Source organism: Massilia sp. WG5 (assembly GCF_001412595.2).
Classification (GTDB): domain Bacteria; phylum Pseudomonadota; class Gammaproteobacteria; order Burkholderiales; family Burkholderiaceae_D; genus Telluria.
On sequence record NZ_CP012640.2, the window covers coordinates 2,254,212 to 2,278,947 of the forward strand.

Sequence of the window (24,736 nt, forward strand, 5' to 3'; positions counted from 1 at the left end):
ATAGAGAGACGATGATCCCCTGGCTCGAAGCGAATACGCCCTTCCCCGACGTATCCGAGGCACTGACCACCGACGCTCCCGGCCTGCTCGCGGCCGGCGCCGACCTCTCGCCCCAGCGCCTGCTGCAGGCCTACCGCAACGGCATCTTCCCCTGGTTCTCGGAAGGCCAGCCGATCCTCTGGTGGAGCACCGACCCACGCATGGTGCTGTACACCGACCGCTTCAAGGTCAGCGACAGCCTGAAGAAAACCTTGCGCAAGGTCGAACGTTCGCGGCTCGGGGACGGCCCCTGGGTGGTGCGCTTCGACAGCGCCTTCGAATCCGTGATGCGCTCCTGCGCCGCGCCGCGCAAGGACGGTCCCGGCACCTGGATCTCGGAAGACATCATCGCCGGCTACACCGGCCTGCACCGCATGGGCTATGCCCACTCGGCGGAAGTGTGGCTGGACGGCGAACTGGTCGGCGGCGCCTATGGCGTGTGCATCGGCCGCATGTTCTATGGCGAATCGATGTTCGCGCGCGTCACCGACGCCTCGAAGGTGGCGCTGGCCTACCTGGTCGCCTTCCTGCGCAGCCAGGGCGTGCGCATGCTCGACTGCCAGCAGGAGACCGGCCACCTGGCCTCGCTGGGCGCCATGCCGATTCCGCGCAAGGTCTTCCTCGACCACCTGCGCCAGGCCATCGCCGAGCCCGCCATCGAACGCTGGGAAGTTGCGCCACCGTTGACCACCTAACGGTGCGCGGCGCCGTCTTTGGCTACAATGGGTCAAACACGTCGTCTCGAGAGCATTGCATGACGCACTTAAATGACCTGCCCTTTTCCACGCTGCAGTTCTATACCACAGCGCCCTATCCGTGCAGCTACCTTGATGCGCGGCAGGCGCGCTCGCAGGTAGCCACGCCTTCGCACCTCATCAATGCAGACGTGTATTCGGAACTGGTGCGCAACGGCTTCCGCCGCAGCGGCATCTTTACCTACCGGCCGTATTGCGACGGCTGCCGCGCCTGCATTCCGGTGCGGGTGGCCGTGAACGACTTCGGCCCCAACCGCAGCCAGCGCCGCGCCTGGAAGCGCCATGCCGAGCTGTCGGCCACGGTCGCCAACCTGTCGTTCTCGGACGAACATTATGCGCTCTACCTGCGCTACCAGACCACCCGCCACGTCGGCGGCGGCATGGACCAGGACAGCCGCGACCAGTACGCGCAGTTCCTGCTGCAGAGCCGGGTCAACACGCGCCTGGTCGAATTCCGCGAACCGGACGGCCTGCTCCGCATGGTGTCGATCATCGACGTGCTGTCGGATGGCCTGTCCTCGGTCTATACCTTCTTCGATCCCGACGTCGAGGGCGCCTCCTTCGGCACCTACAACGTGTTGTGGCAGATCGAGCAGGCGCGCGAGCTGGGCCTGCCCTACGTCTACCTCGGCTACTGGATCGAGCAGAGCCCGAAGATGGCGTACAAGATCAATTTCCGGCCGCTGGAGGCGCGGATCGACGGGGTGTGGGGCGTGCTGGAAAAGTAGGCAGTGTTTACGCCGAGGCCTGGCCGTACAATGTAGAATGTCGCGAATTCTCACTCACGCGACCATGTCCGGAAAAATCTTGTACGCCCTCGCCCGCCCGCTCCTGTTCACCCTCGACCCCGAAACGGCCCACAACCTGACCCTGCCGGCGCTGCGCCGCGCGAACGCGCTCGGCCTGACCGGCCTGGTCAAGAAACCGGCGCCCGATCCGCGCACCGTAATGGGCATCACCTTCCCGAACCCGGTCGGCCTGGCCGCCGGGCTGGACAAGGACGGCGCCTACATCGACGGCCTGGCGGCGCTGGGCTTCGGCTCGATCGAAGTCGGCACGGTGACGCCGCGCCCGCAGGCCGGCAATCCGAAGCCGCGCATCTTCCGCCTGCCCTCGGCGCGCGGCATCATCAACCGCATGGGTTTCAACAACGGCGGCGTCGACGCCTTCGTCGCCAACGTGCGCGCCTCGCGTTTCTACCTCGAGCAGCAGGGCGTGCTCGGCCTGAACATCGGCAAGAATGCCGACACCCCGATCGAGCGCGCCGCCGAGGATTACCTGCACTGCCTGCGCAAGGTCTACCCCTATGCCAGCTACGTGACGGTGAATATTTCCTCGCCGAACACCAAGAACCTGCGACAACTGCAGGGCGCATCGGAACTCGACGCCCTGCTGGCCCAGCTCAAGGGCGAGCAGTCGCGCCTGGCGGATGAATACGGCCGCTACGTGCCGCTGGCCCTGAAGATCGCGCCCGACGTCGACGGCGACCAGATCCGCGACATTGGCGCCGCCCTGCTGCGCCATGGCATCGACGGCGTGATCGCCACCAACACCACACTGACCCGCCGCGACGTCGAAAACCACCGCCACGGGGGCCAGCAGGGCGGCCTGTCCGGCGCGCCGGTATTCGACCTGTCGAACATCGTGATCCGCGCGCTCAAGAAGGAAGTCGGCGACGCCGTGCCCATCATCGGCGTGGGCGGCATCCTGAGCGGCAGCGACGCCCAGGCCAAGATCCAGGCCGGCGCCCAGCTGGTGCAGCTGTACAGCGGGCTGATCTATCGCGGGCCGGCGCTGATCAAGGAATGTGCGGACGCACTGCGCGCCCCCTAACCCGTCGTCCCCGCGCAGGCGGGGACCCAAGTTTGCTTGTGAACCAATCGGGGGCAGATCCCGGTTTTCTCGGGTGGGCTCTGACCCCGACCGACTAGAGAACTGATATGAAGAAGCATCAACTCGGCCGCACCGACCTCTCCGTTTCCCGCGTCTGCCTCGGCACCATGACCTTTGGCGAGCAGAACACGGAAGCCGATGCGCACAGCCAGCTCGACTACGCGCTGGAACGCGGCATCAACTTCATCGACACGGCCGAGATGTACCCGGTCATGCCGAGCGCCCGCACCCAGGGCTCGACCGAGCGCTTCATCGGCAGCTGGCTGAAGCAGTCCGGCAAGCGCGACCAGGTCGTGCTGGCGACCAAGGCCGCCGGCCCGAACCCGAACATGCACTGGATCCGCGGCGGCAAACAGAACCTGGACGCCGCCAGCGTCCGCGAAGCCCTGCACGACAGCCTGCGCCGCCTGCAGACCGATTACGTCGACCTCTACCAGCTGCACTGGCCGAGCCGCAACGTGCCGATCTTCGGCGCCAACCAGTTCGATCCGGCGAAGGAACGCGAGGCCGTCGCCATCGAAGAGACGCTGGCCGTGCTCGGCGAGCTGATCGCGGAAGGCAAGATCCGTCACATCGGCGTGTCGAACGAAAGCCCGTGGGGGGTGTGCGAGTACATCAAGCAGGCCGAGATGAAGGGCCTGCCGCGCATCGCCACCATCCAGAACCTGTACAACCTGACCGCGCGCGCCTTCGAGACCACGCTGCTGGACGAAGTCTGCTACCGCGAACAGGTGAGCCTGCTGGCCTACAGCCCCCTTGCATTCGGCCAGCTGAGCGCCAAGTACCTCGACGATCCGAAGGCGCATGGCCGCCTGACGATCTTCCCGCCGACCTGGAGCCCGCGCTACCTGCGCCCGCCGGTGCTGGCGGCGGTCAAGGAATATGCGGAACTGGCGCGCGCGAACGGCATGCTGCCTTCGCAGATGGCGCTCGCCTGGTGCTATTCACGCTGGTTCGTGGGCTCGACCATCATCGGCGCGACCTCGCTGGCGCAGTTGAAGGAAAACATCGATGCGGAAAGCGTGACGCTGCCGGACGAGGTGGCGGCGGCGATCGATGCGATTCACGGCCGCTACACGAATCCGGGGCAGTAAACGAAAAACCGTCGTCCCCGCGGAGGCGGGGGCCCAGGTTCGTGGCGGATTACAAAAACTTGGATTCCCGCCTTCGCGGGAATGACCTTGTTTTACGGTGCGGCTGTTCTTACTCCGCCGCCACCGGATGCAGCGCCCGCTCGATATCCGCCCGCGTAAACCCCTGCGCAAACCGCTCGATGAAATCGTACGCGTACGCGCGCAGGTAAGCGCCCTTGCGCACCGCCAGCCTGGTCACGTTCGGCGCGAACAGGTGCGAGGACTCGATCGCCCGCAGGCCGCGGTCGCGCCCGTGGTCGAAGGCCATCGAGGCGACGATCCCGACGCCCATCCCCAATGACACATACTGCTTGATCACGTCCGAATCCATGGCCGTCAGCACGATGTCCGGATTCACGCCGGCGGCGGCGAAGGCGGCGTCGATGTGGCTGCGGCCGGTGAAGCCGACGTCGTAGGTGATCAGCGGATGCTCGGCCAGGTCGGCCAGCCTGATCGGGCTCTGGCCCAGCAGCGGGTGGCCGTCCGGCACCACCACCAGGTGGCTCCAGCGGTAGCACGGGAAGGAGACCAGGTCAGGAAAGGTCGACAGGCCCTCGGTGGCGATGCCGATGTCGGCGCGGCCCGACAGCACCCATTCGGCGATGTGGTCCGGTGCGCTCTGCTGCAGGGCGATGCGCACCCCTGGGAAGGAGGTGCGGAAGGCCTGCACCACCTGCGGCAGCGCATAGCGCGCCTGGGTGTGGGTGACGGCTACCGTGAGCGTGCCGCTGTCCTGGGCCGCGTATTCGCTGCTGGCCTGCTGCAGGTTCTCGGCCTCGACCAGCAGGCGTTCGATGATCTTCAGGATGCCCTTGCCCGGGTCGGTCATGCCGGTCAGGCGCTTGCCGTTGCGTTCGAAGATGACCACGCCCAGCTCATCCTCGAGTTCGCGGATCTGGCGCGACACCCCCGGCTGCGAGGTGAACAGGGCGTTCGCCACTTCCGTCAGGTTGAAATTGCGGCGCGCTGCCTCGCGCACCGAACGCAGCTGCTGGAAGTTCATATGCCATCCCCCTGGTCGACGAACACGTGCACCCGGCGCGGCTTCACCAGCAGGGTCTCGCCATCGCGCAGGCCCAGCTCGCGGTAACGCTCATTCGGGATCACCGCTTCGATCAATTGCGCATTGTCGGCACGCTCGAGGTCGAGCTGGGCCAGCGGGCCGATCGCGTGCGCGCGGCGCAGCTTGACCGCCACGCCCTCGCCGCCCGGCACGAAGCGTTCGACGTCGAGGTCGTGCGGACGGACGTAGGCGATGCCCTCGCCGTTCTGTACGCCGGCATATTGGGGCGCGTGGAAGGTCGCTTCGCCGCTGGCCAGCACGCCGTCGTTGACGCGGCCGTGGAACAGGTTGACGTTGCCCAGGAAGCCGTACACGAAGGGCGAGGCCGGCTGGTTGTAGACGGCGTCCGGGGTGCCGAGCTGCTCGACGCGGCCCTTGTTCATCAGCACCACCTGGTCGGCCACTTCCAGCGCTTCTTCCTGGTCGTGGGTGACGAAGATCGAGGTCACGTGCAGCTCGTCGTGCAGCTGGCGCAGCCAGCGGCGCAGTTCCTTGCGGACCTTGGCGTCCAGCGCGCCGAAGGGCTCGTCGAGCAGCAGCACGCGCGGCTCCACCGCCAGGGCGCGGGCCAGGGCGATGCGCTGGCGCTGGCCGCCGGACAGCTGCGGCGGGTAGCGGTCGGCGATCCAGTCCAGCTGCACCAGCTCGAGCAGCTTCTTGACCTTCTCGCGGATCTGCGCTTCGCTCGGGCGCTCCTTGCGCGGCTTGACCCGCAGGCCGAAGGCGACGTTCTCGAACACGGTCATGTGCTTGAACAGCGCGTAGTGCTGGAACACGAAGCCGACCTGGCGCTCGCGCACGTGGCTGGCGGAGGCGTCGTTGCCGTCCAGCAGCACGCGGCCGGCGTCCGGGAACTCCAGGCCGGCGATGATGCGCAGCAGCGTGGTCTTGCCGCAGCCGGACGGCCCGAGCAGCGCGGTCAGCTCGCCGTCCGCGAACTGCAGCGAGACGTCATCCAGGGCCGTGAACTGGCCGAATTGCTTGCGGATGTGTTGGACTTCGATCGTCATGCTCAGTGCTCCAGGGTATTTGCTTGCATTTGCACGGCCGCCTTGCGGCTCTGGTGCAGGCGCCATTCGATAAAGGATTTCACCGCCAGCGTGACCAGGGCCAGCAGGGCCAGCAGCGAAGCAATCGCGAACGCCGCCGTGAAGTTGTATTCGTTGTAGAGGATCTCGACCTGCAGCGGCATGGTGTTGGTCTCGCCGCGGATGTGGCCCGACACCACCGAGACGGCGCCGAACTCGCCCATCGCGCGGGCATTACACAGGATCACGCCGTACAGCAGGCCCCACTTGATGTTGGGGAGGGTCACGCGGCGGAAGGTCGCCCAGCCGGACGCGCCCAGCACCAGCGCCGCCTCTTCCTCTTCGCTGCCCTGGGCCTGCATCAGCGGGATCAGCTCGCGCGCCACGAAGGGGAAGGTGATGAAGACGGTGGCCAGCACGATGCCCGGCACCGCGAACAGGATCTTGACGTCGTGGTCCATCAGCCAGGGGCCGAACCAGCCCTGCGAGCCGAACATCAGCACGTACATCAGGCCGGCGATCACGGGCGAGACCGAGAACGGCAGGTCGATCAGGGTCAGCAGCAGGCTCTTGCCGCGGAAATCGAACTTGGCGATGGCCCAGGCCGCGGCGACGCCGAACACCAGGTTCAATGGCACCGAGATGAGGGCCGCGATCAGGGTCAGCTTGATGGCCGCCAGCGCGTCCGCATCGACGATGGACTCCTTGTAGGTAGCCCAGCCGTTCTTCAGGGCTTCGGCGAACACGGCGACCAGCGGCACGAACAGGAACAGGGTCAGGAACAGCAGCGCCACCGCGATCAATGCGTAGCGCACCCAGTTCGGTTCCAGCGTGTTGGTGGCCTTGCGCGGCGGACGCAGGACGGCCGGCTTCTCGTCTTTGACGGTATCGAGGACTGCGCTCATTGTTATTTCCCCGCCCGTTTGCGGGTCCAGGCCTGCAGCAGGTTAATCGCCAGCAGCAGGATGAAGGAAGCGACCAGCATGACCACGGCGATGGCGGTGGCGCCCGTGTAGTCGTACTGCTCCAGCTTGGTGATGATGAACAGCGGCGTGATCTCGGACACCATCGGCATGTTGCCGGCGATGAAGACCACCGAGCCGTATTCGCCGGTGGCGCGGGCGAAGGCCAGCGCAAAGCCGGTGAGGAGCGCGGGCACGATGCCCGGCAAAATCACGCGCGTAAACGTCTGCCAGGGGCTGGCGCCCAGGCTGGCGGCCGCTTCTTCCAGCTCGCGCTCGGCATCTTCCAGCACCGGCTGCACGGTCCGCACCACGAAGGGCAGCCCGATGAAGGTCAGCGCCACCACCACGCCCAGCGGCGTGAAGGCGACCTTGATGCCCAGCGGATCCAGGTATTTGCCGATCCAGCCATTGCTGGAGTACAGCGCGGTCAGGGTGATGCCGGCCACGGCCGTCGGCAGGGCGAAAGGCAGGTCGACCAGGGCATCGACGAAGCGCTTGCCCGGAAACTGGTAGCGCACCAGCACCCAGGCGACGATTCCGCCAAACACCACATTGATGGCGGCGCCGATCAGGGCCGCGCCGAAACTCAGGCGGTAGGAGGCCATCACGCGTTCCGAGGTGACGGCGCTCCAGAACGCGTCCCAGCTCATGGTAAAGGTCTTCAGGAAGATCGCCGACAGCGGGATCAGCACGATCAGCGCGAGGTAGAAGATCGTGAAGCCGAGCGAAAGCCCGAAGCCGGGGATCACCCGGTTGGCGCTGCTGCGGCTGGTCACAAGCGTATTCATGGATGGGCCTTATTACAATTTCTTCTAATAACGCGACATAATCGCACCCAGACCACATATTGCAAACGAAGCATTCCTCATTTGCATAGACAGTTCCGCTATTAGGCGGCGTCCGCCTTCACATGACCAGCTTGCACGCCACCAGGGCCAGCGTCATCGCCAGCAAACCGCGCAGGAAAGCTTCCGGCACGGCCTTCGCGGCCCAGGAGCCGAGCGTGATGCCCGGCACCGAACCGACCAGCAGGGTCACCAGCAGCAGCCAGTTGATCGAGCCCAGCCACCAGTGGCCGGCGGCGGCGATCGCGGTCAGCGGCACGGCATAGGCGATGTCGGTGCCCGCCACTTCGGCCGGGCTCAGCTTCGGATACAGCATCACCAGCAGGGTGGCGCCAATCGCACCGGCGCCGATCGACGAAACGGTGACCAGGGTGCCGAGCAGCGCGCCGGACGCGATGGTGGCGGCGGCAAGCGCCCTGCCCTGCAGCTGGCGGCCGGGCCTGGCGTTGACCCAGGCCAGCATCCTGGTGCGGAACAGGATCGCGACCACGGTCATCATCACGGAAATGGCGATCGAATAGCGGATCACCTGGCCGATGGCGGCGTTCAGGGGACCGAGATATTGCAGGGCAAGCGTGGCGAGCAGCGCGGCGGGCAGCGCGCCCATGCACAGGCGGCCGACGATCGGCCACTGGACGTTGCCGCGCGAGCGGTGGGTGACGGTGCCCGCGCTCTTGGTGAGCGAGGCGAAGGCGAGATCGGTGCCGACCGCCACCGATGGCGTGACGCCGAACATCAGCGTCAGCAGCGGCGTCATCAGCGAACCGCCGCCGACGCCGGTCATGCCGACCAGAAGGCCGACGGCGAATCCCGACAGGATATACGTAATGGACATGCTTTACCCCCAGATTGGCTCCAAGGGTAAAGGGCCTCAGCCGTTAATCCAACGACAGCTTCCTTATTTGCTTATGCGGGCCGTGGCTTACTTATTCGGCTGCGGCGTCAGGCGCAGATAAGGACGCGGCGCCGAATAGCCTTTCGGGTACTTCTGCTTGAGCTGCTCCGGATCCTGCACGGTCAGCGGGATGATGACGTCGTCGCCATCCTTCCAGTTGCCCGGGGTCGCGACGGTGTAGCCGTCGGTCAGCTGCAGGGCGTCGATGACGCGCAGGACTTCGTCGAAGTTGCGGCCGGTGCTCATCGGGTAGGTGATCATCAGGCGCACTTTCTTGGCCGGATCGATCACGAACAGCGAGCGCACAGTCGCGGTGGCCGACTGGTTCGGGTGGATCATGTCGTACAGGGCCGAGACCGACTTGTCGGCGTCGGCGATGATCGGGAAGCCGACCACGGTCTGCTGGGTTTCCTCGATGTCCTTGATCCAGGCCTTGTGCTGCTCGGCCGGGTCGACCGACAGTGCGATGGCCTTGACATTGCGCTTGTCGAATTCCGGCTTGAGTTTGGCGGTCAGGCCCAGTTCGGTCGTGCACACCGGCGTGAAGTCCGCCGGGTGCGAGAACAGCACCACCCAGGAATCGCCCGCCCAGTCATGGAAGCGGATGCGGCCGATGGTGGAATCCTGCTCGAAGTCGGGAGCCGTGTCGCCCAGGCGTAAAGTCATCTTCATCTCCTTGAGGTTAAGCAACTGGCGCCAGAAGGCGCCACAAATTAGGGACTTCGATAAACCGTAGCGAGCGGCAGCAATGTTGATCGAGAAGCGCAGCTGTACGAGCAGTACAGTGAGCATCGCAGATCGACAGTGCAACGCGTAGCAGGTTTTGCGAGGCCCCTCAGAAAAAGCGGTTATACAGCACGACAGCCCAGGTCGCGGCGGCCATCGCGATCGCCAGCGCCACCGCTGCGCTGCCCAGGTCCTTGGCCGCCTTGGACAGCGGATGGCGTTCCAGCGAGACGCGGTCGACCACCGCCTCGATGGCAGCGTTGATCAATTCCACCAGCAGCACCAGCCCGAGCACCATGATCAGGGCCAGCTTCTGGAAGCTGGACACCGGCAGCAGCAGCGCCAGGATCGCCGCCGGCCCCGCCACCATCAGCTCCTGGCGGAAGGCGTGTTCGTGCCGCCAGGCCGTCTTGAAACCTGCGATCGAATAGCGCGTGGCGGCGGCGATGCGCGCCAGGCCGCCCTTGCTCTTGAACTCGCTGCTTGGTTGATCCATGGATGTCGTGATTGCTTGCAGGATTGGCATTATGCCGCACGCCGGCCCAACGCGTTAAACACAATTTTCACATTATGGTATAAAGTAGAGAAATATACCGCACTGCACCAACCACAATATGAAAATGGAAACTCTCGAACCGGCGAAAACTTCCATCCAGGTGATCGAGCGCATGGTAGCCCTCCTCGATGTGCTGGCCAGTTATTCGGATCCCGTCAGCCTGAAGGAATTGTCGAAGGTATCCGGCCTGCATCCCTCGACCGCGCACCGGATCCTGAACGACATGGTGGTGACGCGCTTCGTCGACCGCGTCGAGCCCGGCACCTACCGTCTCGGCATGCGCCTGCTGGAACTGGGGAATGTGGTGAAGAGCCGCCTGTCGGTGCGCGAAGCGGCGGTCGACCTGATGCGCGCCCTGCACAACAAGACCCGGCAGACGGTCAACCTGTCGGTGCGCCAGGGCGACGAGATCGTCTACATCGACCGCGCCTTCTCCGAGCGCTCCGGCATGCAGGTGGTGCGCGCGATCGGCGGCCGCGGTCCGCTGCACCTGACCTCGACCGGCAAGCTGTTCCTGTCGGTGGACGAACCGAAGGCGATCCGTGCCTACGCCACCCGCACCGGCCTGGCCGGCCACAACAAGAATTCGATCACCGACCTGGCGCGCCTGGAGCGCGAGCTGACCCTGGTGCGCTCGCGCGGCTATGCGCGCGACAACGAGGAGCTGGAACTGGGCGTGCGCTGCATGGCGGCCGGCATCCACGACGACAGCGGCAAGCTGGTCGCGGGCCTGTCGATCTCGGCGCCGGCGGACCGGCTGCAGGACGAGTGGCTGGAAGACCTGGTGAACACGGCGGCGCAGATTTCCGCGACGCTGGGGCACCGGGTCGGCGCCGGCGTGTAGTTATTGCGCGTGGTTACCAGGTAAATTACTGCGCGCTCGGCCCCACCGGCGCCGCCGCCGACACCGTCACCGGCACCCCTGCCGCCGCCGCCGCCGGAATACTGGCCGGCTTCAAGGCCTCCAGCCATTTGCGCATCCGCCCCGCGTCCGCGGTACGCGACTGCTTCCCTTTCGAATCCAGGAACACCATGATCACGTTGCGGCCCTGGATCATGGCCTGCATCACCAGGCAGCGCCCCGCCTCGTTGATGAAGCCGGTCTTCTGCAGGCCGATGTTCCAGTCCGGCATCGCCACCAGGTAGTTGGTGTTGTGATACGCCATGCGGCGGCCGCTGGCCTCGACCACGTAGTTCGGGTCGGTCGTGTACTGGCGCAGCAGGGGCTCCTGGTGGGCCGTCATCACCAGCTTTGCCAGGTCGCGCGCACTCGACACGTTCTGGCTCGACAGGCCGCTCGAATCCACATAATGCGTGTCGTTCATGCCGAGTTCCTTCGCCTTGGCATTCATCGCGTCGACGAAGGCCGTGATGCCACCCGGATAATTGCGGCCGAGTGCGGCGGCGGCGCGGTTTTCCGAGCTCATCAGGGCGATGTGCAGCAGGTTGCCGCGCGTCATGCGAGCGCCGACGGGCAGACGGGAACTGGTGTATTTGTGGCGGTCGACGTCGGCGTCGGTAATGGTCAGCACCTCGTCCAGGGGCTGCCTGGCCTGGACGACGAGCAGGCCCGTCATCAGCTTGGTGATCGAGGCGATCGGCAGGGCGACGGTGGAATTCTTTTCGAACAGCACTTCCGAGCTGGTCTGGTCGAGCACGTAGGCGACCGAGGAGCGCAGCTCGAGCGGATCGTGGGTCTTGTTCAGGCCGGCGATGTCGCCGGCGCTGAGGAAGGCCAGGGCCGGGGCGGCGCGGCGCACCTGCTGGTAGACCACCCGGCGTTTGCCGTGCACCATCTCGATCCGGCGCACCATGCGCTGGCGGTTGTCGTCGGCGATCACCTTGGCCAGGTCGGTCCGCCTGGCCTTGCCCTTCTTGACGACGGCCGCGTGTCCCTTGTGCTTGTGGCCCGTGGCGGCCTGGGCGGGTTCAAGCACCAGCATCATGGTCATGGCCGCGGCCAACGCAAGCTTGAGCATCTGAAATTCCTTGAACGCAAACTGATGAGCACACATTTAAGTGTAGCGAAAGACGATTGAAGCGCAAGAGAATGTAGCATCTGCGCTCGCATTTTGCTACATCGCAATGTTTCTCACGTTGTAGAAATCTCTTGATAATTCAACAGCTTGCGAACGAGTATACAGAAAATGCTACTCCGCGAAGCGCACGAAGTTCGACACCGGCTCGCGTTCGGTCACCAGCGTGTTCTCGACCTTGTCCGGATCGGCCCAGCCCAGCGCCATGCCGCAGACCAGCATTTCATTGTCAGGCAAGCCCAGCTGTTCCTTGATGATGCGGTGGAACTGGGTGAAGGCCGCCTGCGGGCAGGTGTCGAGCCCGCGTCCACGCGCCGCCACCATGATGTTCTGCAGGAACATGCCATAGTCGAGCCAGGAACCCTGCTGCATCACGCGGTCGATCGTGAAGATCAGGCCGACCGGCGCGTCGAAGAAGCGGTAATTGCGGGCATGCTGCGATGCCATCCCGGCCTTGTTGTCGCGCGTCAGGCCGAGCAGCGCATACAGGTCCCAGCCGACCTTGCGGCGCCGGTCGACGAAGGGCGCCACCCACTCGCGCGGATAGTAGGCGTACTCCTCGGTATGTTCCTTCGACTGCTGCGGATCGCCGTAGGCCGCCAGGATCGCGCTGCCGAGGCGCTCCTTGGCCGCGCCGGTCAGCACGTAGACCTTCCACGGCTGGGTGTTGGTACCGGACGGCGCCCGCGCCGCCACTTCGAGGATGGCTTCGATGTCCTCGCGTGCGACCGGGGTCGGCAGGTAGGCGCGGATCGAACGGCGCGAGGTAATGGCCGCATCGACGGCCTGTTGCTGCTGGCTGGTGATCATCAGGTCTCCTTGGTGATTATTTCTTGACGACGAAGGCCACGCCCGCCACCGCGACCGCCATCCCGACCAGTCCAAGCGGGCTCAGCGCCTCGCCGAACATCAGCCAGGCCATCACGGCCGTGGTCGGCGGGGTCAGGTACAGCAGGCTGGTGACCCTGGTGGCGTCGTTGCGGCTGATCAGTCTGAATAACAGGAAGATGGCGCCGATCGACAGCGCGAGAATCGACCACAGCAGCGCGCCGACGAATTGCGGGGTCCAGTGCACGTTCGCCAGCGCCGGGCCGAAACCTTCCAGCGCGACGGCGAAGGGCAACAGCAGCAGCCCGGAGGCGGTGAACTGGATCAGGGTCCCCGTGCGCAGGTCGAACTGCGGGCAGAAGCGTTTCTGGTACAGGGTGCCGCTGGTGATCGACAGCAGGGCCAGGATGCAGAACAGGATCGCGCCGGCGGATAGGCCGTTCAGGCTGATCTTGGCATACACGACCAGGCCGACGCCGCCCAGGCCGAGCAGCAGGCCCAGCCACTGGCGCGGTGTGACGCGCTCGCCGACCAGGGGCGCGGCGAAAGCGGTCAGGATCGGCTGCATCCCGACGATCAGGGCCGACAGCCCGGCCGGCATGCCGATCTTGATCGCGCTCCAGACGCCGCCCAGGTAGCCGGCCTGCAGCAACAGGCCGGCCACCGCCACGTGCAGGATGCGTCCGCGCGGCCATGGTGCACCGCTTCCGAGCACCAGCGGCAGCAGGACCAGTACCGCGCCCAGGCAGCGCAATGTCAGGAAGCTCAGCGGCGGCGCGTAGGGCAGGCCGTACTTGGCAGCAATAAAACCCGTGCTCCACAAGAAGACGAAAAACAGGGGGACCGGCGACAGCCAGGCCGTATGCGACGGCGCGGCATTGGCGGCCGCGGATAGCGGGACGGCAGTCGGGGCGGGGGATTGGGAAGTATCGGGCCTCATCGGATTGCCAGTCTAGCATGCTGCCGGGGTCCTCGCCGGCCGGCCTTTTCCGGCCTCGACTGTTGTATCGGTGCAAACGGAACACAGCGCAAACGATTGCATGTCTTGATATAAGTCAAAACTGGTATTCTCTCTTGTGCGCCGCATCAAAAGTTCTTGACGCATCATCGAAACCCGGTAAAATCTGTTCATGTTGCGGCGCACAAAAGACCGTTTGAATAAACGCTGCACCGATTACCGAGCAACATCCGGGTCCACCCAAGTTCATTATTAGTCCATTACTGGAGAACTACATGTTTGCATTCCCCGAGCAGTTTTCGAACGCGACCAAAGCCAATCTGGAATCCCAATTCGCCCTGCTGTCGGCCCTGACCTCCAAGACCTTCGAGGGCATGGAAAAGCTGGTGGACCTGAACATCAACACGGCCAAAGCCACGCTGGAAAACTCGTCGGCAACCGCCCGTCAGCTGCTGTCCGTCAAAGATCCGCAGGAGTTCTTCGCCGTGACCGCCGCCCAGGCCCAGCCGAGCGCCGAGAAAGCCCTGGCCTATGGCCGTCAAGTGGCGTCGATCGCCGCCGACACCGGCGCCGAGTTCTCGCGCGCTGCCGAGAGCCAGATCGCTGAAGTCAACCGCAAGGTGATCTCGCTGGTCGACGAAGTGACCAAGAACGCCCCGGCCGGTTCCGAGACCTATGTGTCGGCCCTGAAGACCGCGATCAGCAACGCCAACGCCGGCTACGAGCAGTTCAGCAAGACCACCAAGCAGGCTGCCGAAGCAATCGAATCGAACCTGAACGCCGCCGTGTCGCAGTTCACCGCTGCTGCAGGCAAGGCCGCCAACGGCGCCGCCAACGCTGCCTAAACAAGGCTTCCCTTCGGGGAAGTGAAACGGCCCGGATCGCGTGAGCGGTCCGGGCCGTTTGTTTTACTCGCCCAGGTACGCCGCCTGCACCCGCGGATCGTCCAGCATCTGCCGCGCATCCCCCGTCATGGTGATCGAGCCCGACTCCATCACATAGGCGCGGGTCGCGGCCTGCAGCGCCAGCTTCGCATTCTGCTCCACCAGCAGGATCGTGATCCCCTGGCGCGAGACGTCGCGGATCACCTCGAAAATCTTCTCGACCATGATCGGCGACAGGCCCATCGATGGCTCGTCCAGCAGCAGCAGGGTCGGATGGCACATCAGGGCGCGCGCCATCGCCAGCATCTGCTGCTCGCCGCCGGACAGGGTGCCCGCCAGCTGGCCGGCACGCTCCTTCAGGCGCGGGAAGACCGTGTACCACTTCTCGATGTCGGCATCGATGCCGGCCTGGTCCTTGCGCGTGTAGGCGCCCATCAAGAGATTTTCGTGGATGCTCATGCGGGTGAACACGCCCCGCCCTTCCGGCACCATGGCCAGCTTGTCCTGCACCAGCCTGAACGATTTCGCCTTGTCCAATGTCTGACCCAGGTAGGACACGCTGCCCTCCACCTTGCACGCCGGCAGGGTGCCGGTGATGGCCTTCAGGGTCGTGGTCTTGCCGGCGCCGTTGGCGCCGATCAGGGTCACCAGCTCGCCGCGGTTGACCTCCAGGTCGATGCCCTTGACGGCCTTGATGCCGCCGTAAGCGACCTTGAGGCCGCTGATCTTGAGGATATTCTCGCTCATCAATGAGGATCTTTACGCTGAGCCGGTGCCGAGGTAGGCCTCGATCACCGCCTTGTTCTTCTGGATCTCGGCCGGCACCCCTTCCGCGATCAGCTTGCCGTACTCGAGCACCGAGATGCGGTCGCACAGGCCCATCATGAGTTTCACGTCATGCTCGATCAGCAGGATGGTGACGCCGGCGCCCTGGATCTTCACCAGCAGCTCGCGCAGCGCCAGCTTCTCGGTCGCGTTCATGCCGGCCGCCGGCTCGTCCAGCGCCAGCAGGCGCGGTTCGGTCGCGAGCGCGCGCGCGATCTCGAGGCGGCGCTGGTCGCCGTAGGACAGGTAGCGCGCGGTGCGGTCGCCGAACTGGCCGATGCCGACGAAGTCCAGTAGCTCCCGGGCCCGCGCGCGGATCGCCGCTTCTTCGAGACGCGCCGCCTTGTGGCGCAGGATGGCGCCGAACACGCCCTGGCGCGTGCGCACGTGGCGCCCGACCATCACGTTTTCCAGCGCCGTCATCTCGCCGAACAGGCGGATGTTCTGGAAGGTGCGCGCGATGCCGGCCTTCGCCACCTCGTGCGGGGCGGACGGCGAATACGGCTTGCCGGCCAGCTCGAAGCGGCCCGTGTCCGGCTGGTACAGGCCGGTGATCACGTTGAAGAAGGTGGTCTTGCCGGCGCCGTTGGGACCGATCAGGCCGTAGATCTGGCCCTGCTCGATGCGGATGCCGACGTCGGTCAGGGCCTGCAGGCCGCCGAAGCGTTTATTGACGCCGGAGATGTTCAGCAAAACGTCGCTCATGCCTTGTTCTCTTCGTGTTCTTCCTTCGCGATGGCCGCGGCCGGGCGGTCTTCCTTGCGCGGCGACGGCCACAGGCCGGCCGGGCGGTACAGCATGATGACGACCATGGCCAGGCCGTACAGCAGCTGGCGCAGCACCTCGGCTTCGATCAGCACCTTGCCGAACAGCCCCCGCTGGGCCGGTTCGACCACGTGGCGCAGGATTTCCGGCAGGGCCGCCAGCAGCACGCCGCCCATCACCACGCCGGGGATGTGGCCGATGCCGCCCAGCACCACCATCGCCAGCACGGCGATCGACTCGGTCAGCGAGAAGGATTCCGGCGAAACGAAACCCTGGAAGGCCGCGAACATCGCGCCGGCCACGCCGCCGAAGCAGGCGCCCATCGAGAACGCCAGCAGCTTGACGTTGCGGGTGTTGATGCCCATCGCCTTGGCTGCGATCTCGTCCTCGCGGATCGCCACCCAGGCGCGGCCCAGGCGCGAATGCTGCAGGCGGCTGGTCATGAAGATGGTCACGATGCACAGCAGCAGGAACAGGAAGTAGTAGGCGTTCACCGACGGGATGCCGAAACCGGCGATATACACCGTGGCCCGCGAGCCCGCCTCCCCCGCCAGCGAAACGCCGAAGATACGGATCGGATCGATCAGGTTGATGCCCTGCGGACCGTTGGTGAAGTTGATCGGATCGTTCAGGTTGTTCATGAAGATCCGGATGATCTCGCCGAAGCCCAGGGTCACAATGGCCAGGTAGTCGCCGCGCAGCTTGAGGGTCGGCGCGCCCAGCAGCGCCCCGAAGACGCCGGCCACGATCGCCGCCAGCGGCACGATCGCCCACACCGACAAATGGATGCCGTTGCTGCGGATGTCTTCGCCGAACAGCGCAACCAGGGAATCGCCCAGCGCCGGCGAATAGTTGACGACCGATTCCAGCAGGCTGGCAAACTGCGGCGACGCCAGCAGGCCGGTCAGGTAGGCGCCCACCGCGAAGAAGGCGATGTAGCCGAGGTCGAGCAGGCCGGCGAAGCCGACCACGATGTTCAGGCCCAGCGCCAGCATGATGTACAGCAGGGCCATGTCGAGGATGCGCACCCAGGAGTTGCCGAACTGGCTGGCAACGAAGGGGAAGACGATCATCACCGCCAGCAGCACGCCGATGCTGGCCCAGGACTGGCGCGGTTTGTTGTCGAGGTCGAAGGTCAGGAGAGCCATGGTCTGTGTTCCCTTTCCTCAGGCGCGGTCGGCCACGCGTTCGCCCATGATGCCGGACGGGCGCACGGTCAGCACCAGGATCAGCACGATGAAGGCGAAGATGTCCTGGTAATTACTGCCGAGGAAGCCGCCGGTCAGGTCGCCGATATAGCCGGCGCCCAGGCTCTCGATGATGCCGAGAACGATCCCGCCGATCATCGCGCCATAGATATTGCCGATGCCGCCCAGCACCGCGGCCGAGAAGGCCTTCATGCCGGGCACCGTGCCCATCGCGAACTGGATCGAGGCATAGTTGGCGCCCCACATCACGCCGGCCACAGCCGCCAGCGCGGCGCCGATGGCGAAGGTGGTCACCACCACGCGGTTCGAGTCCACGCCCATCAGGCCGGCCACGCGCGGGTTCTCGGCGACGGCGCGCATGGCGCGGCCCATCTTCGTCTTTTCGACCAGGAACACCAGCGCCATCATGCTGAGCGCGGCCAGCACCAGCAGCAGCACCTGGGTTTGCGAAATCACGGCGCCACCGAGCATGATCGGCTCGGACGACAGCAGCTGCGGGAAAGGCAGCGGGCTGCGGCCCCAGATCATCATGGCGAAGGTCTGCAGCAGGATCGAGACGCCGATCGCGGTAATCAATGGCGCCAGGCGCGGCGCATTGCGCAGGCGGCGGTAGGCGATGCGTTCGATCAGCACATTCACCAGCATCGTCACCGGCATCGCGCCGATGATCGCGAGCGCCAGCTGCAGCCCGCCTGACATGCCCGGGAAGGCGGCCTCGAGGCCCTTCAGGATGCTCAGGCCGACCATCGCGCCGATCATCAGCACGTCGCCGTGGGCGAAGTTAATCAGGTTCAGCACCCCGTAGACCATGGTATAGCCGAGCGCAATCAGCGCATACATGCTGCCCAGCACCAGTCCGTTCAGGATCTGTTGGATGAAAGTTTCCATCGATTACTGTCTCATATAAAAAAACGGCACCCGGTTTGCCGAAGTGCCGCTTTGCTGTTGCATTCACGATTTCCGAGCGTCATCATCATAGCGATGTTTTTGAAAAACTGACATCGGTAATTGATGCGCCGGGCATGCCGGGCCGATTCAGACGTCGCGCAGCGTAATGACAGGCATTGTGAGAGTGCGCTTGCTCTGGAAGAAGGAGATGTCGAACAGCGCTGCCGCGCCCACCACTTCCTTGCCGGCCTGGCGCAGCAGGCTGGCCGCCGCCTCGATGGTGCCGCCGGTGGCCAGCACGTCGTCGACGATCAGCACGCGCTCGCCCTTGATGCGCGCCGGCTGGATCTCGATGGTCGCGCTGCCGTACTCGCGCTGGTAGTCGATGCTGATCGCCTCGCCCGGGAGCTTGCCCGGTTTGCGCGCCATCGCGAAGCCGATCGCACGCTTGTAGGCGAGCGCGCCGGCGATCATGAAGCCGCGCGCATCCATCGCCACGATGAAATCGAAATGCAGGTCGGCAGTGCGCTCGTACAGGGTGTCGATCGCGACCTGCCAGTGCACCGGGTTGTCGAAGATGCAGCCGACGTCGATGAAATTGACGCCGGGTTCCGGATAGTCCTGGAAGAACTCCAGCGGAATCGATTGGAAAGCCATTACGCGGCCGCGTCGCCGGTCAGGCCCTTCGGCAGCGGGAAGGTAACGTGCTCTTCCACGCCCTCGAGCGCGCGCACGCTGGCCGCGCCGAGTTCCTTCAGGCGGTCGATCACGGCCTGCACCAGCACTTCCGGGGCCGAAGCGCCGGCGGTCACGCCGATACGCTTCTTGCCGACGATCCAGCTGGGGTCGATGGCGGCCGCGTTGTCGACCATGTAGGCCGGCGTGCCCATCTTGTCCGCCACTTCGCGCAGGCGGTTCGAGTTCGAGCTGTTCGGGCTGCCCACCACGACCACGACTTCCACCTGCGGCGCCATGAACTTCACGGCTTCCTGGCGGTTGGTGGTGGCGTAGCAGATGTCGCCCTTCTTCGGCTCGATGATGTTCGGGAAGCGCAGCTTGAGCGCGGCGATGATCTCGGCGGTGTCGTCGACCGACAGCGTGGTCTGCGACACGTAGGCCAGCAGGTCCGGATTGGCGACCTGCAGCTTCTCGACGTCCTCGACCGTCTCGACCAGGTGCATGCCCTCTTCCGCCTGGCCCATGGTGCCCTCGACTTCCGGGTGGCCGGCGTGGCCGATCATGATGATCTCGGCGCCCTGCTTGCGCATCTTGGCGACTTCGACGTGGACCTTGGTGACCAGCGGGCAGGTGGCGTCGAAGACTTTCAGGCCGCGCGATTCGGCTTCGTCGCGCACGGCTTTCGACACGCCGTGGGCCGAGAACACCAGGGTGTTGCCCGTCGGAACGTCGTCGAGCTCTTCGATGAAGATCGCGCCCTTGTTGCGCAGGTCGTTGACGACATAGGCGTTGTGCACGATCTCGTGACGCACGTAGATCGGCGCGCCGAACTGCTGCAGGGCGCGCTCGACGATCTCGATCGCACGGTCGACACCGGCACAGAAGCCGCGCGGCTGGGCTAACAGGATCTCGTTTTCCATGATCTTATTTTTACAGGACAGAAATCAGTTGCACTTCGAACTTCAGGGTCTGGCCGGCCAGCGGGTGGTTGAAGTCGAACAGGGCGTCGTTCTCGCGCATCTGCAGCAGGACGCCGGCAAAACGGCCGCCGCCCGGCGCGGCGAAGTCGACCAGGTCGCCGACCTGGTAATCGGCGTCCGGCACCGAATTCTCCGCCAGCGTCTTCTTCGACACGGCCTGGATCAGTTCCGGGTTGCGCGGGCCGAAAGCTTCATCGGGACCCAGTTCGAAGGTCGTATGCGTGCCTTCTGCCATGCCCAGCAGGCGTTGCTCGAGAGGCGGCGCGAGCTGGCCCTGGCCCAGCATCAGGGTGGCCGGCGTGCTGCCGAAGGTTGTGACGATATCAGTACCGTCGGCGGTGGCAAGACGATAATGCAGAGTCAGGTAAGCCGTTTCGGTGACGATGGGAGCGTTGGTGGTGGACATTGCGGAGTGCGTAGTGTGTGGACATGCAAACCGCTATTGTAAGCCAGAGCCGCCAGTCCCGTCCGTTCCAGCCCACTTTTTACGGAGAGGCCGCCATGGGAATCAAGGACTGGTCCGAACAGGAAAGACCGCGCGAACGCCTGGTGCGCGAAGGCGCGCAGGCGCTGTCCAATTCCGAGCTGCTGGCCCTGCTGCTGCGGGTGGGCGTGCGCGGCAAGAGCGCGGTCGAGCTGGGGCGCGACATCCTGCAGCACTTCGGCTCCCTGCATGGCCTGTTCGGGGCGACGCTGTCCGATTTTTCCGAAGTGCATGGGCTAGGCATGGCCAAATATGCGCAGATGCAGGCCGTGATGGAGCTGGCGCGCCGCGCGATCGCCGAGCAGATGCATGCCGGCGATGTGCTGTCCTCGCCCGAGGCGGTCAAGCGCTACCTGCGCATCAGGCTCGGCGGACGCTCCTACGAATCCTTCGTGGTGTTGTTTGTAGACGTCAAGAACCGCCTGATCGCCGACAAGGAGCTGTTCCGCGGCACCCTGACGCACGCCAGCGTCCACCCGCGCGAGGTGGTCAAGGAAGCCCTGGCCTGCAATGCGGCCAGCGTCCTGCTGGCGCACAACCACCCGTCCGGCTCGCCGGACCCGAGCGAAGCCGACCTTCGCCTGACGCATACGCTGAGCCAGGCGCTGGCGCTGGTCGACATCCGCGTGCTGGACCATTTCGTGGTGGCCGGGCCGCTGGTTCACTCGTTTGCCGAGCACGGCCAGCTCTAGAGGATGGCGCTTACGGCGGACCGGCCGGGACGCAAGCCAGCATGAAGGCCATGCGCCTGCCGCTGCCCCCGCCGTGTTCCAGCGCCAGCTCCACCACCTCGCCGCGCGCCAGCCGGGCCGCCGGCCAGATCGCGTGGAAACTTGCCAGCGCGGCGGGCGCGTCCTGCGCATGGGCCACCAGCACGGCCGGCGCGGCCAGGTCGTGACGCTCGCGCCGTTCGTCTTCCAGCAGCACGGAGCGCAGCGTGGGCAGGGCGAAGCGCAGGTTGCCGGCCGTCAGCAGGCTTTCCGTCACGATCGTGCGCGCGGCCGGGCATTGCCGCTGCAGCGCCTGCGCCAGCGCGGGATAGGGGTGATTGCGCGTCATGTCCTTGCCCAGGACCGGCCCCAGCCAGGGTCGCGCCGGCAGCAGGGCCAGCAGGCACAGCGCAACCGTCACGGCGATGCGCCGGATATCGGCGTAGATGGCGTCCCGGCCCAGCGCGGGAAACATGACGACGACGCCCAGCGGCAGGGAAAACAGCAGCGGAATCATCCAGCGTTCCTTGATCGTGCCGACCTCCCCCGTCAGCGCGAGCACGAGCAGCGCTGCGCCGCAGATGGCGTACAGGCAGGCGAAGAAGCGGCTGGCCGGCGCGGTACGGTCGAAGCTGGCCCGCCCGCGCCACAGCGCCCTGCGGCGCCAGCAGACCGCCGCCCAGACCAGCGCCGGCGGCGTGACGAAGCTGGCGACCGCCTTCAGCTCCCCCAGGCCGCCCTGCACCACCCGCCGGAGCCACGGCGCGGCGATCGCCCCATCCTGCATCTTGCGCAGCGTGCCGCCGAAGGCCAGGCCGGGATCCTGCACCATCCAGCCGGCATGCGGCAGCACCAGCAGGATGGCCGGCAGCACGGCAGTCCAGATCCTGCGGTTCCACAGGAGCTCGCGATGCGCGCGCACCAGCAGGCTGGCCCCCAGCAGGCCCATCAGGAACACGCCGTAGTTGTACTTGGCCTGCAGGCCGAGCCCGCACAGCAGCCCGAAGCCGACATGGCGCGCCAGCGTCGGCCTTCCCAGCAGCGCGAAGTACAGCCACAGGGTGGCGCCGGCAATGGCGGTCATCAGCACCGAATGGGTCTGGATGCGCATCGCTTCCCAGCCGACCTGGGGAAACAGCGCCAGCGACGCCGTGATGGCCAGCGCGCCATGGCGTCCGATCAAGAGCCGGGCCGCCCGGTACACCGTGATGCAGGTCGCGGCCAGCACCAGGGTCTTGAGGATCAGCAGGCCGAAGCGGTTGATGCCGAAGATGTCGAAGCTGAGCCACTGCAGCCAAGCGTACAGCGGCGGCTGGGTGCCGTAGCCGAGCCGCAGATCCTGGGTGAGATAGACGATCTCGGCCTCGTCGCGCTCGAGCGTGCCGTGCTCCGCCAGGCGGATGAGGAAGTAGGCCAGGCACCAGGCGAGCAGCGCCAGCAGTGGGCGCGCGTCCGCGCCGGATGGCGGATCCGGGGGCGCGGCGCGGGAATCTGGCGGCCGCTGCAATTCGGCCGGCGAGTCGTCGTGCATGGCAGCCTCGTGGTGTCGACCTGCCCACACTGAGGCATCCATGCATCATGGGATTGAAGTTCGACAAAGGTGCGGCATGGCCAGCGAGGGGCTGCTTATTACACCGGATAACAGTGTGAAAACAGCAGCTTAGCGCACAAGACTTGCCAAATTTTACGATTGTTAAATCTGTGAGATATTCTAAGAAACAATTTTTTTCCGCAAGTTGTTGATTACGCGGCTGTTTTCACGCTATACTCTCGTTTTTCCAATTGTGGAAGTTTACTCAAGGAGTGCGCTATGGCACGTGTTTGCCAAGTTACTGGCAAGGGCCCGATGGTTGGCAACAACGTCTCCCACGCCAACAACAAAACCAAGCGTCGTTTTCTGCCGAACCTGCAGAACCGCCGCATCTTCGTAGAATCCGAAAACCGCTGGGTCTCCCTGCGTATTTCGAATGCCGGCCTGCGCGTCATCGACAAGCTGGGCATCGACGCTGTGCTGGCCGATCTGCGCGCCCGCGGCGAGAAAATCTAAATAGGGAGCTATCATGGCAAAAACTGGCCGCGACAAGATCAAACTGGAATCGACCGCAGGTACCGGTCACTTCTACACCACGACCAAGAACAAGCGCACGATGCCGGCGAAGATGGAAATCACCAAATTCGACCCGAAAGCACGTAAGCACGTGATCTACAAAGAAACCAAGATCAAGTAATCTGGTTTCTTCGGTCCCAAAAAAAGCCGCCCACTTCGCAGTGCGCGGCTTTTTTGTTGTTGACTCGGATCAGCCCGCCATTGAATTGCTTCCGCCGCCCGGCGGCAGGCTCGCTATAGTCGAATGTCTGCCGCTCTCGGAGGAAAGAACCATGTGGCAAGCTTTCCGTTTCAATCTCCGCCTCAAACTCCTCGTCCTGCTCATCCCCGGCCTGCTGGCCGCCTGCTCCACTCCCTACCGCCCCGCGGTTGTCGTGCGCGACAGCGCGCCCTTCCCCGGCATCGCCAACCTGGTCCGGACCGGCAGCGGCCGCCCGCTCGACGTCATCCTGGTGCATGGCATGTGCACCCACGACGCCACCTGGGCCAACCGCGGCATCGACCACATCGCCGGCGTGGTGTCGGCGAACGTCCCGGAGCAGGCGACGCAGAGCGCCAACGGCGTCCAGGTCGTCGAGCGCACCCAGCAGATCGGCGGGACCCCGGTGCGCTTCCACGCCCTGCTCTGGTCGCCGCTGACCTCGCCGCTCAAGCGCCAGCTCGACTACGACAACACCGGCAGCCCGAGCGATTGCTCGGCCGCCGGCAGTGGCGAGTGCAAGCCGAAGCGGGCCCGGCTGAATGGCTACGTCAAGGACAATCTGCTGAACGACTGCCTGTCCGACGCCGTGATCTACGAAGGCGCCAGCCATGATGCGATCCGCGACGCCATGGTCGAGTCGATCTCGCGCATCCTGGAAAGCAATCCGAACGGCGACCACACCCTGGCCGTGGTCGCGGAAAGCCTGGGCAGCAAGATCCTGTTCGACGCGCTGAGCAGCATGCTCGAATCGCGCCAGCCGCGCACCCGGGAGCTGGGCCAGCAGGCGGCGCGCCGCCTCGGCCTGCTGTTCATGGCCGGCAACCAGCTGCCCATCCTCGGGCTGGCCGAGCAGGACATCGAACGCCAGCCCGGCAACCGCAGCGCGGGGGCGCCGGACTCGCTGCAGCGCTTCCTCGAACTGCGCCGTCGCCAGACGGCCCCGCGCGCGGAAACGATCGCGCGCCTGGCCGTGGTCGCGTTTACCGATCCGAACGACCTGCTGTCCTACCGCCTGCTGCCGGCCCGCTATGCGGCGCCGGACGTGGCGGTGGCGGACGTGCTGGTGTCGAACGCCAGGACCTGGCTCGGCCTGATCGAAGACCCGGTGTCGGCGCACCTGGATTACCTGGCGAATCCGGAGGCGGCCAGGCTGGTCGCATGCGGCTGGCCGGACACCGGCGCCTGCCCTTGAACGGCGCCGGCGCGGCCGCTGGCGTGCGCCCCGCGCCCTCGAATGCGCGTAGATTCAAAGGAGGCAGATCGTGCCGCGGCGGCTTCGCCGCAG

At 65.4% G+C, this 24,736-nt stretch carries 28 protein-coding genes; 10 read left to right on the forward strand and 18 right to left on the reverse strand.

What is annotated here, in order from left to right:
- The first annotated feature begins 11 nt into the window (after nucleotides 1–11).
- The 4 genes from aat to AM586_RS10045 all read left to right on the forward strand — a co-directional run bounded on the left by aat (nucleotide 12) and on the right by AM586_RS10045 (nucleotide 3,781).
- Entirely contained in the window at nucleotides 12–734 is a 723-nt protein-coding gene (aat, locus tag AM586_RS10030) for a leucyl/phenylalanyl-tRNA--protein transferase (protein ID WP_060567069.1), read from the forward strand.
- Between the two features lie 59 nt (nucleotides 735–793).
- The gene (locus AM586_RS10035) at nucleotides 794–1,522 is read left to right on the forward strand and encodes an arginyltransferase (RefSeq protein WP_047825910.1); all 729 of its coding nucleotides are present in this window, start codon (nucleotides 794–796) and stop codon (nucleotides 1,520–1,522) included.
- Between the two features lie 64 nt (nucleotides 1,523–1,586).
- Nucleotides 1,587–2,627 (forward strand): quinone-dependent dihydroorotate dehydrogenase, encoded by a 1,041-nt coding sequence (locus AM586_RS10040; RefSeq protein WP_060567071.1) that lies wholly within the window; start codon nucleotides 1,587–1,589, stop codon nucleotides 2,625–2,627.
- A 107-nt stretch (nucleotides 2,628–2,734) separates the two neighbouring features.
- On the forward strand, nucleotides 2,735–3,781 hold the full coding sequence (locus AM586_RS10045; RefSeq protein WP_047826851.1) for an aldo/keto reductase: 1,047 nt from the start codon (nucleotides 2,735–2,737) through the stop codon (nucleotides 3,779–3,781).
- A gap of 109 nt (nucleotides 3,782–3,890) precedes the next feature.
- Here AM586_RS10045 and AM586_RS10050 read toward each other — a convergent pair whose 3' ends face one another.
- The 7 genes from AM586_RS10050 to AM586_RS10080 all read right to left on the reverse strand — a co-directional run bounded on the left by AM586_RS10050 (nucleotide 3,891) and on the right by AM586_RS10080 (nucleotide 9,838).
- Complete coding sequence (locus AM586_RS10050; RefSeq protein WP_047826850.1) at nucleotides 3,891–4,823, reverse strand: CysB family HTH-type transcriptional regulator; 933 nt, start codon at nucleotides 4,821–4,823, stop codon at nucleotides 3,891–3,893.
- The gene (locus tag AM586_RS10055; RefSeq protein WP_047826849.1) at nucleotides 4,820–5,893 is read right to left on the reverse strand and encodes a sulfate/molybdate ABC transporter ATP-binding protein; all 1,074 of its coding nucleotides are present in this window, start codon (nucleotides 5,891–5,893) and stop codon (nucleotides 4,820–4,822) included. Before AM586_RS10055 ends, AM586_RS10050 begins: the two co-directional genes overlap by 4 nt.
- A gap of 2 nt (nucleotides 5,894–5,895) precedes the next feature.
- Nucleotides 5,896–6,816 (reverse strand): sulfate ABC transporter permease subunit CysW, encoded by a 921-nt coding sequence (gene cysW / locus AM586_RS10060; RefSeq protein WP_047826848.1) that lies wholly within the window; start codon nucleotides 6,814–6,816, stop codon nucleotides 5,896–5,898.
- A 2-nt stretch (nucleotides 6,817–6,818) separates the two neighbouring features.
- Nucleotides 6,819–7,664: a sulfate ABC transporter permease subunit CysT gene (cysT, locus tag AM586_RS10065; RefSeq protein ID WP_047826847.1), complete on the reverse strand. Its 846-nt coding sequence runs from the start codon at nucleotides 7,662–7,664 to the stop codon at nucleotides 6,819–6,821.
- A gap of 118 nt (nucleotides 7,665–7,782) precedes the next feature.
- Nucleotides 7,783–8,556: a sulfite exporter TauE/SafE family protein gene (locus AM586_RS10070; protein ID WP_047826846.1), complete on the reverse strand. Its 774-nt coding sequence runs from the start codon at nucleotides 8,554–8,556 to the stop codon at nucleotides 7,783–7,785.
- Between the two features lie 87 nt (nucleotides 8,557–8,643).
- Nucleotides 8,644–9,282 (reverse strand): peroxiredoxin, encoded by a 639-nt coding sequence (locus tag AM586_RS10075; RefSeq protein ID WP_047826859.1) that lies wholly within the window; start codon nucleotides 9,280–9,282, stop codon nucleotides 8,644–8,646.
- A gap of 169 nt (nucleotides 9,283–9,451) precedes the next feature.
- Nucleotides 9,452–9,838, reverse strand: a complete 387-nt coding sequence (locus AM586_RS10080) for a diacylglycerol kinase (protein ID WP_109370456.1) — start codon at nucleotides 9,836–9,838, stop codon at nucleotides 9,452–9,454.
- A 118-nt stretch (nucleotides 9,839–9,956) separates the two neighbouring features.
- Between AM586_RS10080 and AM586_RS10085 the strand changes: the two genes are divergently transcribed.
- Nucleotides 9,957–10,742 (forward strand): IclR family transcriptional regulator, encoded by a 786-nt coding sequence (locus AM586_RS10085; RefSeq protein WP_047826844.1) that lies wholly within the window; start codon nucleotides 9,957–9,959, stop codon nucleotides 10,740–10,742.
- A gap of 25 nt (nucleotides 10,743–10,767) precedes the next feature.
- Here the strand turns inward: AM586_RS10085 and pbpG are convergent, their stop codons facing one another.
- From pbpG to AM586_RS10100, 3 genes are all read right to left on the reverse strand, one after another.
- The gene (gene pbpG / locus AM586_RS10090) at nucleotides 10,768–11,877 is read right to left on the reverse strand and encodes a D-alanyl-D-alanine endopeptidase (RefSeq protein WP_047826843.1); all 1,110 of its coding nucleotides are present in this window, start codon (nucleotides 11,875–11,877) and stop codon (nucleotides 10,768–10,770) included.
- A gap of 171 nt (nucleotides 11,878–12,048) precedes the next feature.
- A complete protein-coding gene (locus tag AM586_RS10095) occupies nucleotides 12,049–12,744 on the reverse strand; it encodes a nitroreductase (protein WP_047826842.1) in 696 nt (231 codons plus the stop codon).
- Between the two features lie 16 nt (nucleotides 12,745–12,760).
- Nucleotides 12,761–13,702 (reverse strand): DMT family transporter, encoded by a 942-nt coding sequence (locus tag AM586_RS10100; RefSeq protein ID WP_082439739.1) that lies wholly within the window; start codon nucleotides 13,700–13,702, stop codon nucleotides 12,761–12,763.
- A gap of 293 nt (nucleotides 13,703–13,995) precedes the next feature.
- On the opposite strand from AM586_RS10100, the gene phaP reads away from it, so the two are divergent.
- Nucleotides 13,996–14,565: a TIGR01841 family phasin gene (gene phaP, locus AM586_RS10105; RefSeq protein ID WP_047826841.1), complete on the forward strand. Its 570-nt coding sequence runs from the start codon at nucleotides 13,996–13,998 to the stop codon at nucleotides 14,563–14,565.
- A 63-nt stretch (nucleotides 14,566–14,628) separates the two neighbouring features.
- Here phaP and AM586_RS10110 read toward each other — a convergent pair whose 3' ends face one another.
- From AM586_RS10110 to AM586_RS10140, 7 genes are all read right to left on the reverse strand, one after another.
- The gene (locus AM586_RS10110; RefSeq protein WP_047826840.1) at nucleotides 14,629–15,351 is read right to left on the reverse strand and encodes an ABC transporter ATP-binding protein; all 723 of its coding nucleotides are present in this window, start codon (nucleotides 15,349–15,351) and stop codon (nucleotides 14,629–14,631) included.
- A 12-nt stretch (nucleotides 15,352–15,363) separates the two neighbouring features.
- On the reverse strand, nucleotides 15,364–16,134 hold the full coding sequence (locus AM586_RS10115; protein WP_047826839.1) for an ABC transporter ATP-binding protein: 771 nt from the start codon (nucleotides 16,132–16,134) through the stop codon (nucleotides 15,364–15,366).
- A complete protein-coding gene (locus AM586_RS10120) occupies nucleotides 16,131–17,342 on the reverse strand; it encodes an ABC transporter ATP-binding protein (RefSeq protein ID WP_047826838.1) in 1,212 nt (403 codons plus the stop codon). The genes AM586_RS10115 and AM586_RS10120 overlap by 4 nt, the downstream gene beginning before the upstream one ends.
- 18 nt (nucleotides 17,343–17,360) lie before the next feature.
- On the reverse strand, nucleotides 17,361–18,290 hold the full coding sequence (locus tag AM586_RS10125; protein WP_047826837.1) for a branched-chain amino acid ABC transporter permease: 930 nt from the start codon (nucleotides 18,288–18,290) through the stop codon (nucleotides 17,361–17,363).
- Nucleotides 18,291–18,437: 147 nt separating this feature from the next.
- The gene (locus tag AM586_RS10130) at nucleotides 18,438–18,947 is read right to left on the reverse strand and encodes an adenine phosphoribosyltransferase (protein WP_047826836.1); all 510 of its coding nucleotides are present in this window, start codon (nucleotides 18,945–18,947) and stop codon (nucleotides 18,438–18,440) included.
- Complete coding sequence (gene ispH / locus AM586_RS10135) at nucleotides 18,947–19,888, reverse strand: 4-hydroxy-3-methylbut-2-enyl diphosphate reductase (RefSeq protein WP_197416517.1); 942 nt, start codon at nucleotides 19,886–19,888, stop codon at nucleotides 18,947–18,949. The genes AM586_RS10130 and ispH overlap by 1 nt, the downstream gene beginning before the upstream one ends.
- A gap of 10 nt (nucleotides 19,889–19,898) precedes the next feature.
- Nucleotides 19,899–20,354, reverse strand: coding sequence for a peptidylprolyl isomerase (locus AM586_RS10140; RefSeq protein ID WP_047826834.1), 456 nt, complete (start codon nucleotides 20,352–20,354; stop codon nucleotides 19,899–19,901).
- Nucleotides 20,355–20,449: 95 nt separating this feature from the next.
- Between AM586_RS10140 and radC the strand changes: the two genes are divergently transcribed.
- Nucleotides 20,450–21,124 carry a DNA repair protein RadC gene (gene radC / locus AM586_RS10145; protein WP_047826833.1) on the forward strand — a complete coding sequence of 225 codons (675 nt, stop codon included), beginning with the start codon at nucleotides 20,450–20,452 and terminating at the stop codon, nucleotides 21,122–21,124.
- A gap of 10 nt (nucleotides 21,125–21,134) precedes the next feature.
- Here the strand turns inward: radC and AM586_RS10150 are convergent, their stop codons facing one another.
- Entirely contained in the window at nucleotides 21,135–22,673 is a 1,539-nt protein-coding gene (locus tag AM586_RS10150; RefSeq protein ID WP_052234494.1) for a glycosyltransferase family 39 protein, read from the reverse strand.
- A gap of 279 nt (nucleotides 22,674–22,952) precedes the next feature.
- Here AM586_RS10150 and rpmB point away from each other — a divergent pair, with 279 nt between their 5' ends.
- From rpmB to AM586_RS10165, 3 genes are all read left to right on the forward strand, one after another.
- On the forward strand, nucleotides 22,953–23,189 hold the full coding sequence (rpmB, locus tag AM586_RS10155; protein ID WP_060567073.1) for a 50S ribosomal protein L28: 237 nt from the start codon (nucleotides 22,953–22,955) through the stop codon (nucleotides 23,187–23,189).
- 13 nt (nucleotides 23,190–23,202) lie between these two features.
- Nucleotides 23,203–23,370 (forward strand): 50S ribosomal protein L33, encoded by a 168-nt coding sequence (rpmG, locus tag AM586_RS10160; protein WP_005665735.1) that lies wholly within the window; start codon nucleotides 23,203–23,205, stop codon nucleotides 23,368–23,370.
- 151 nt (nucleotides 23,371–23,521) lie between these two features.
- Nucleotides 23,522–24,643: a hypothetical protein gene (locus AM586_RS10165; RefSeq protein ID WP_047826830.1), complete on the forward strand. Its 1,122-nt coding sequence runs from the start codon at nucleotides 23,522–23,524 to the stop codon at nucleotides 24,641–24,643.
- Nucleotides 24,644–24,736 lie beyond the last annotated feature (93 nt).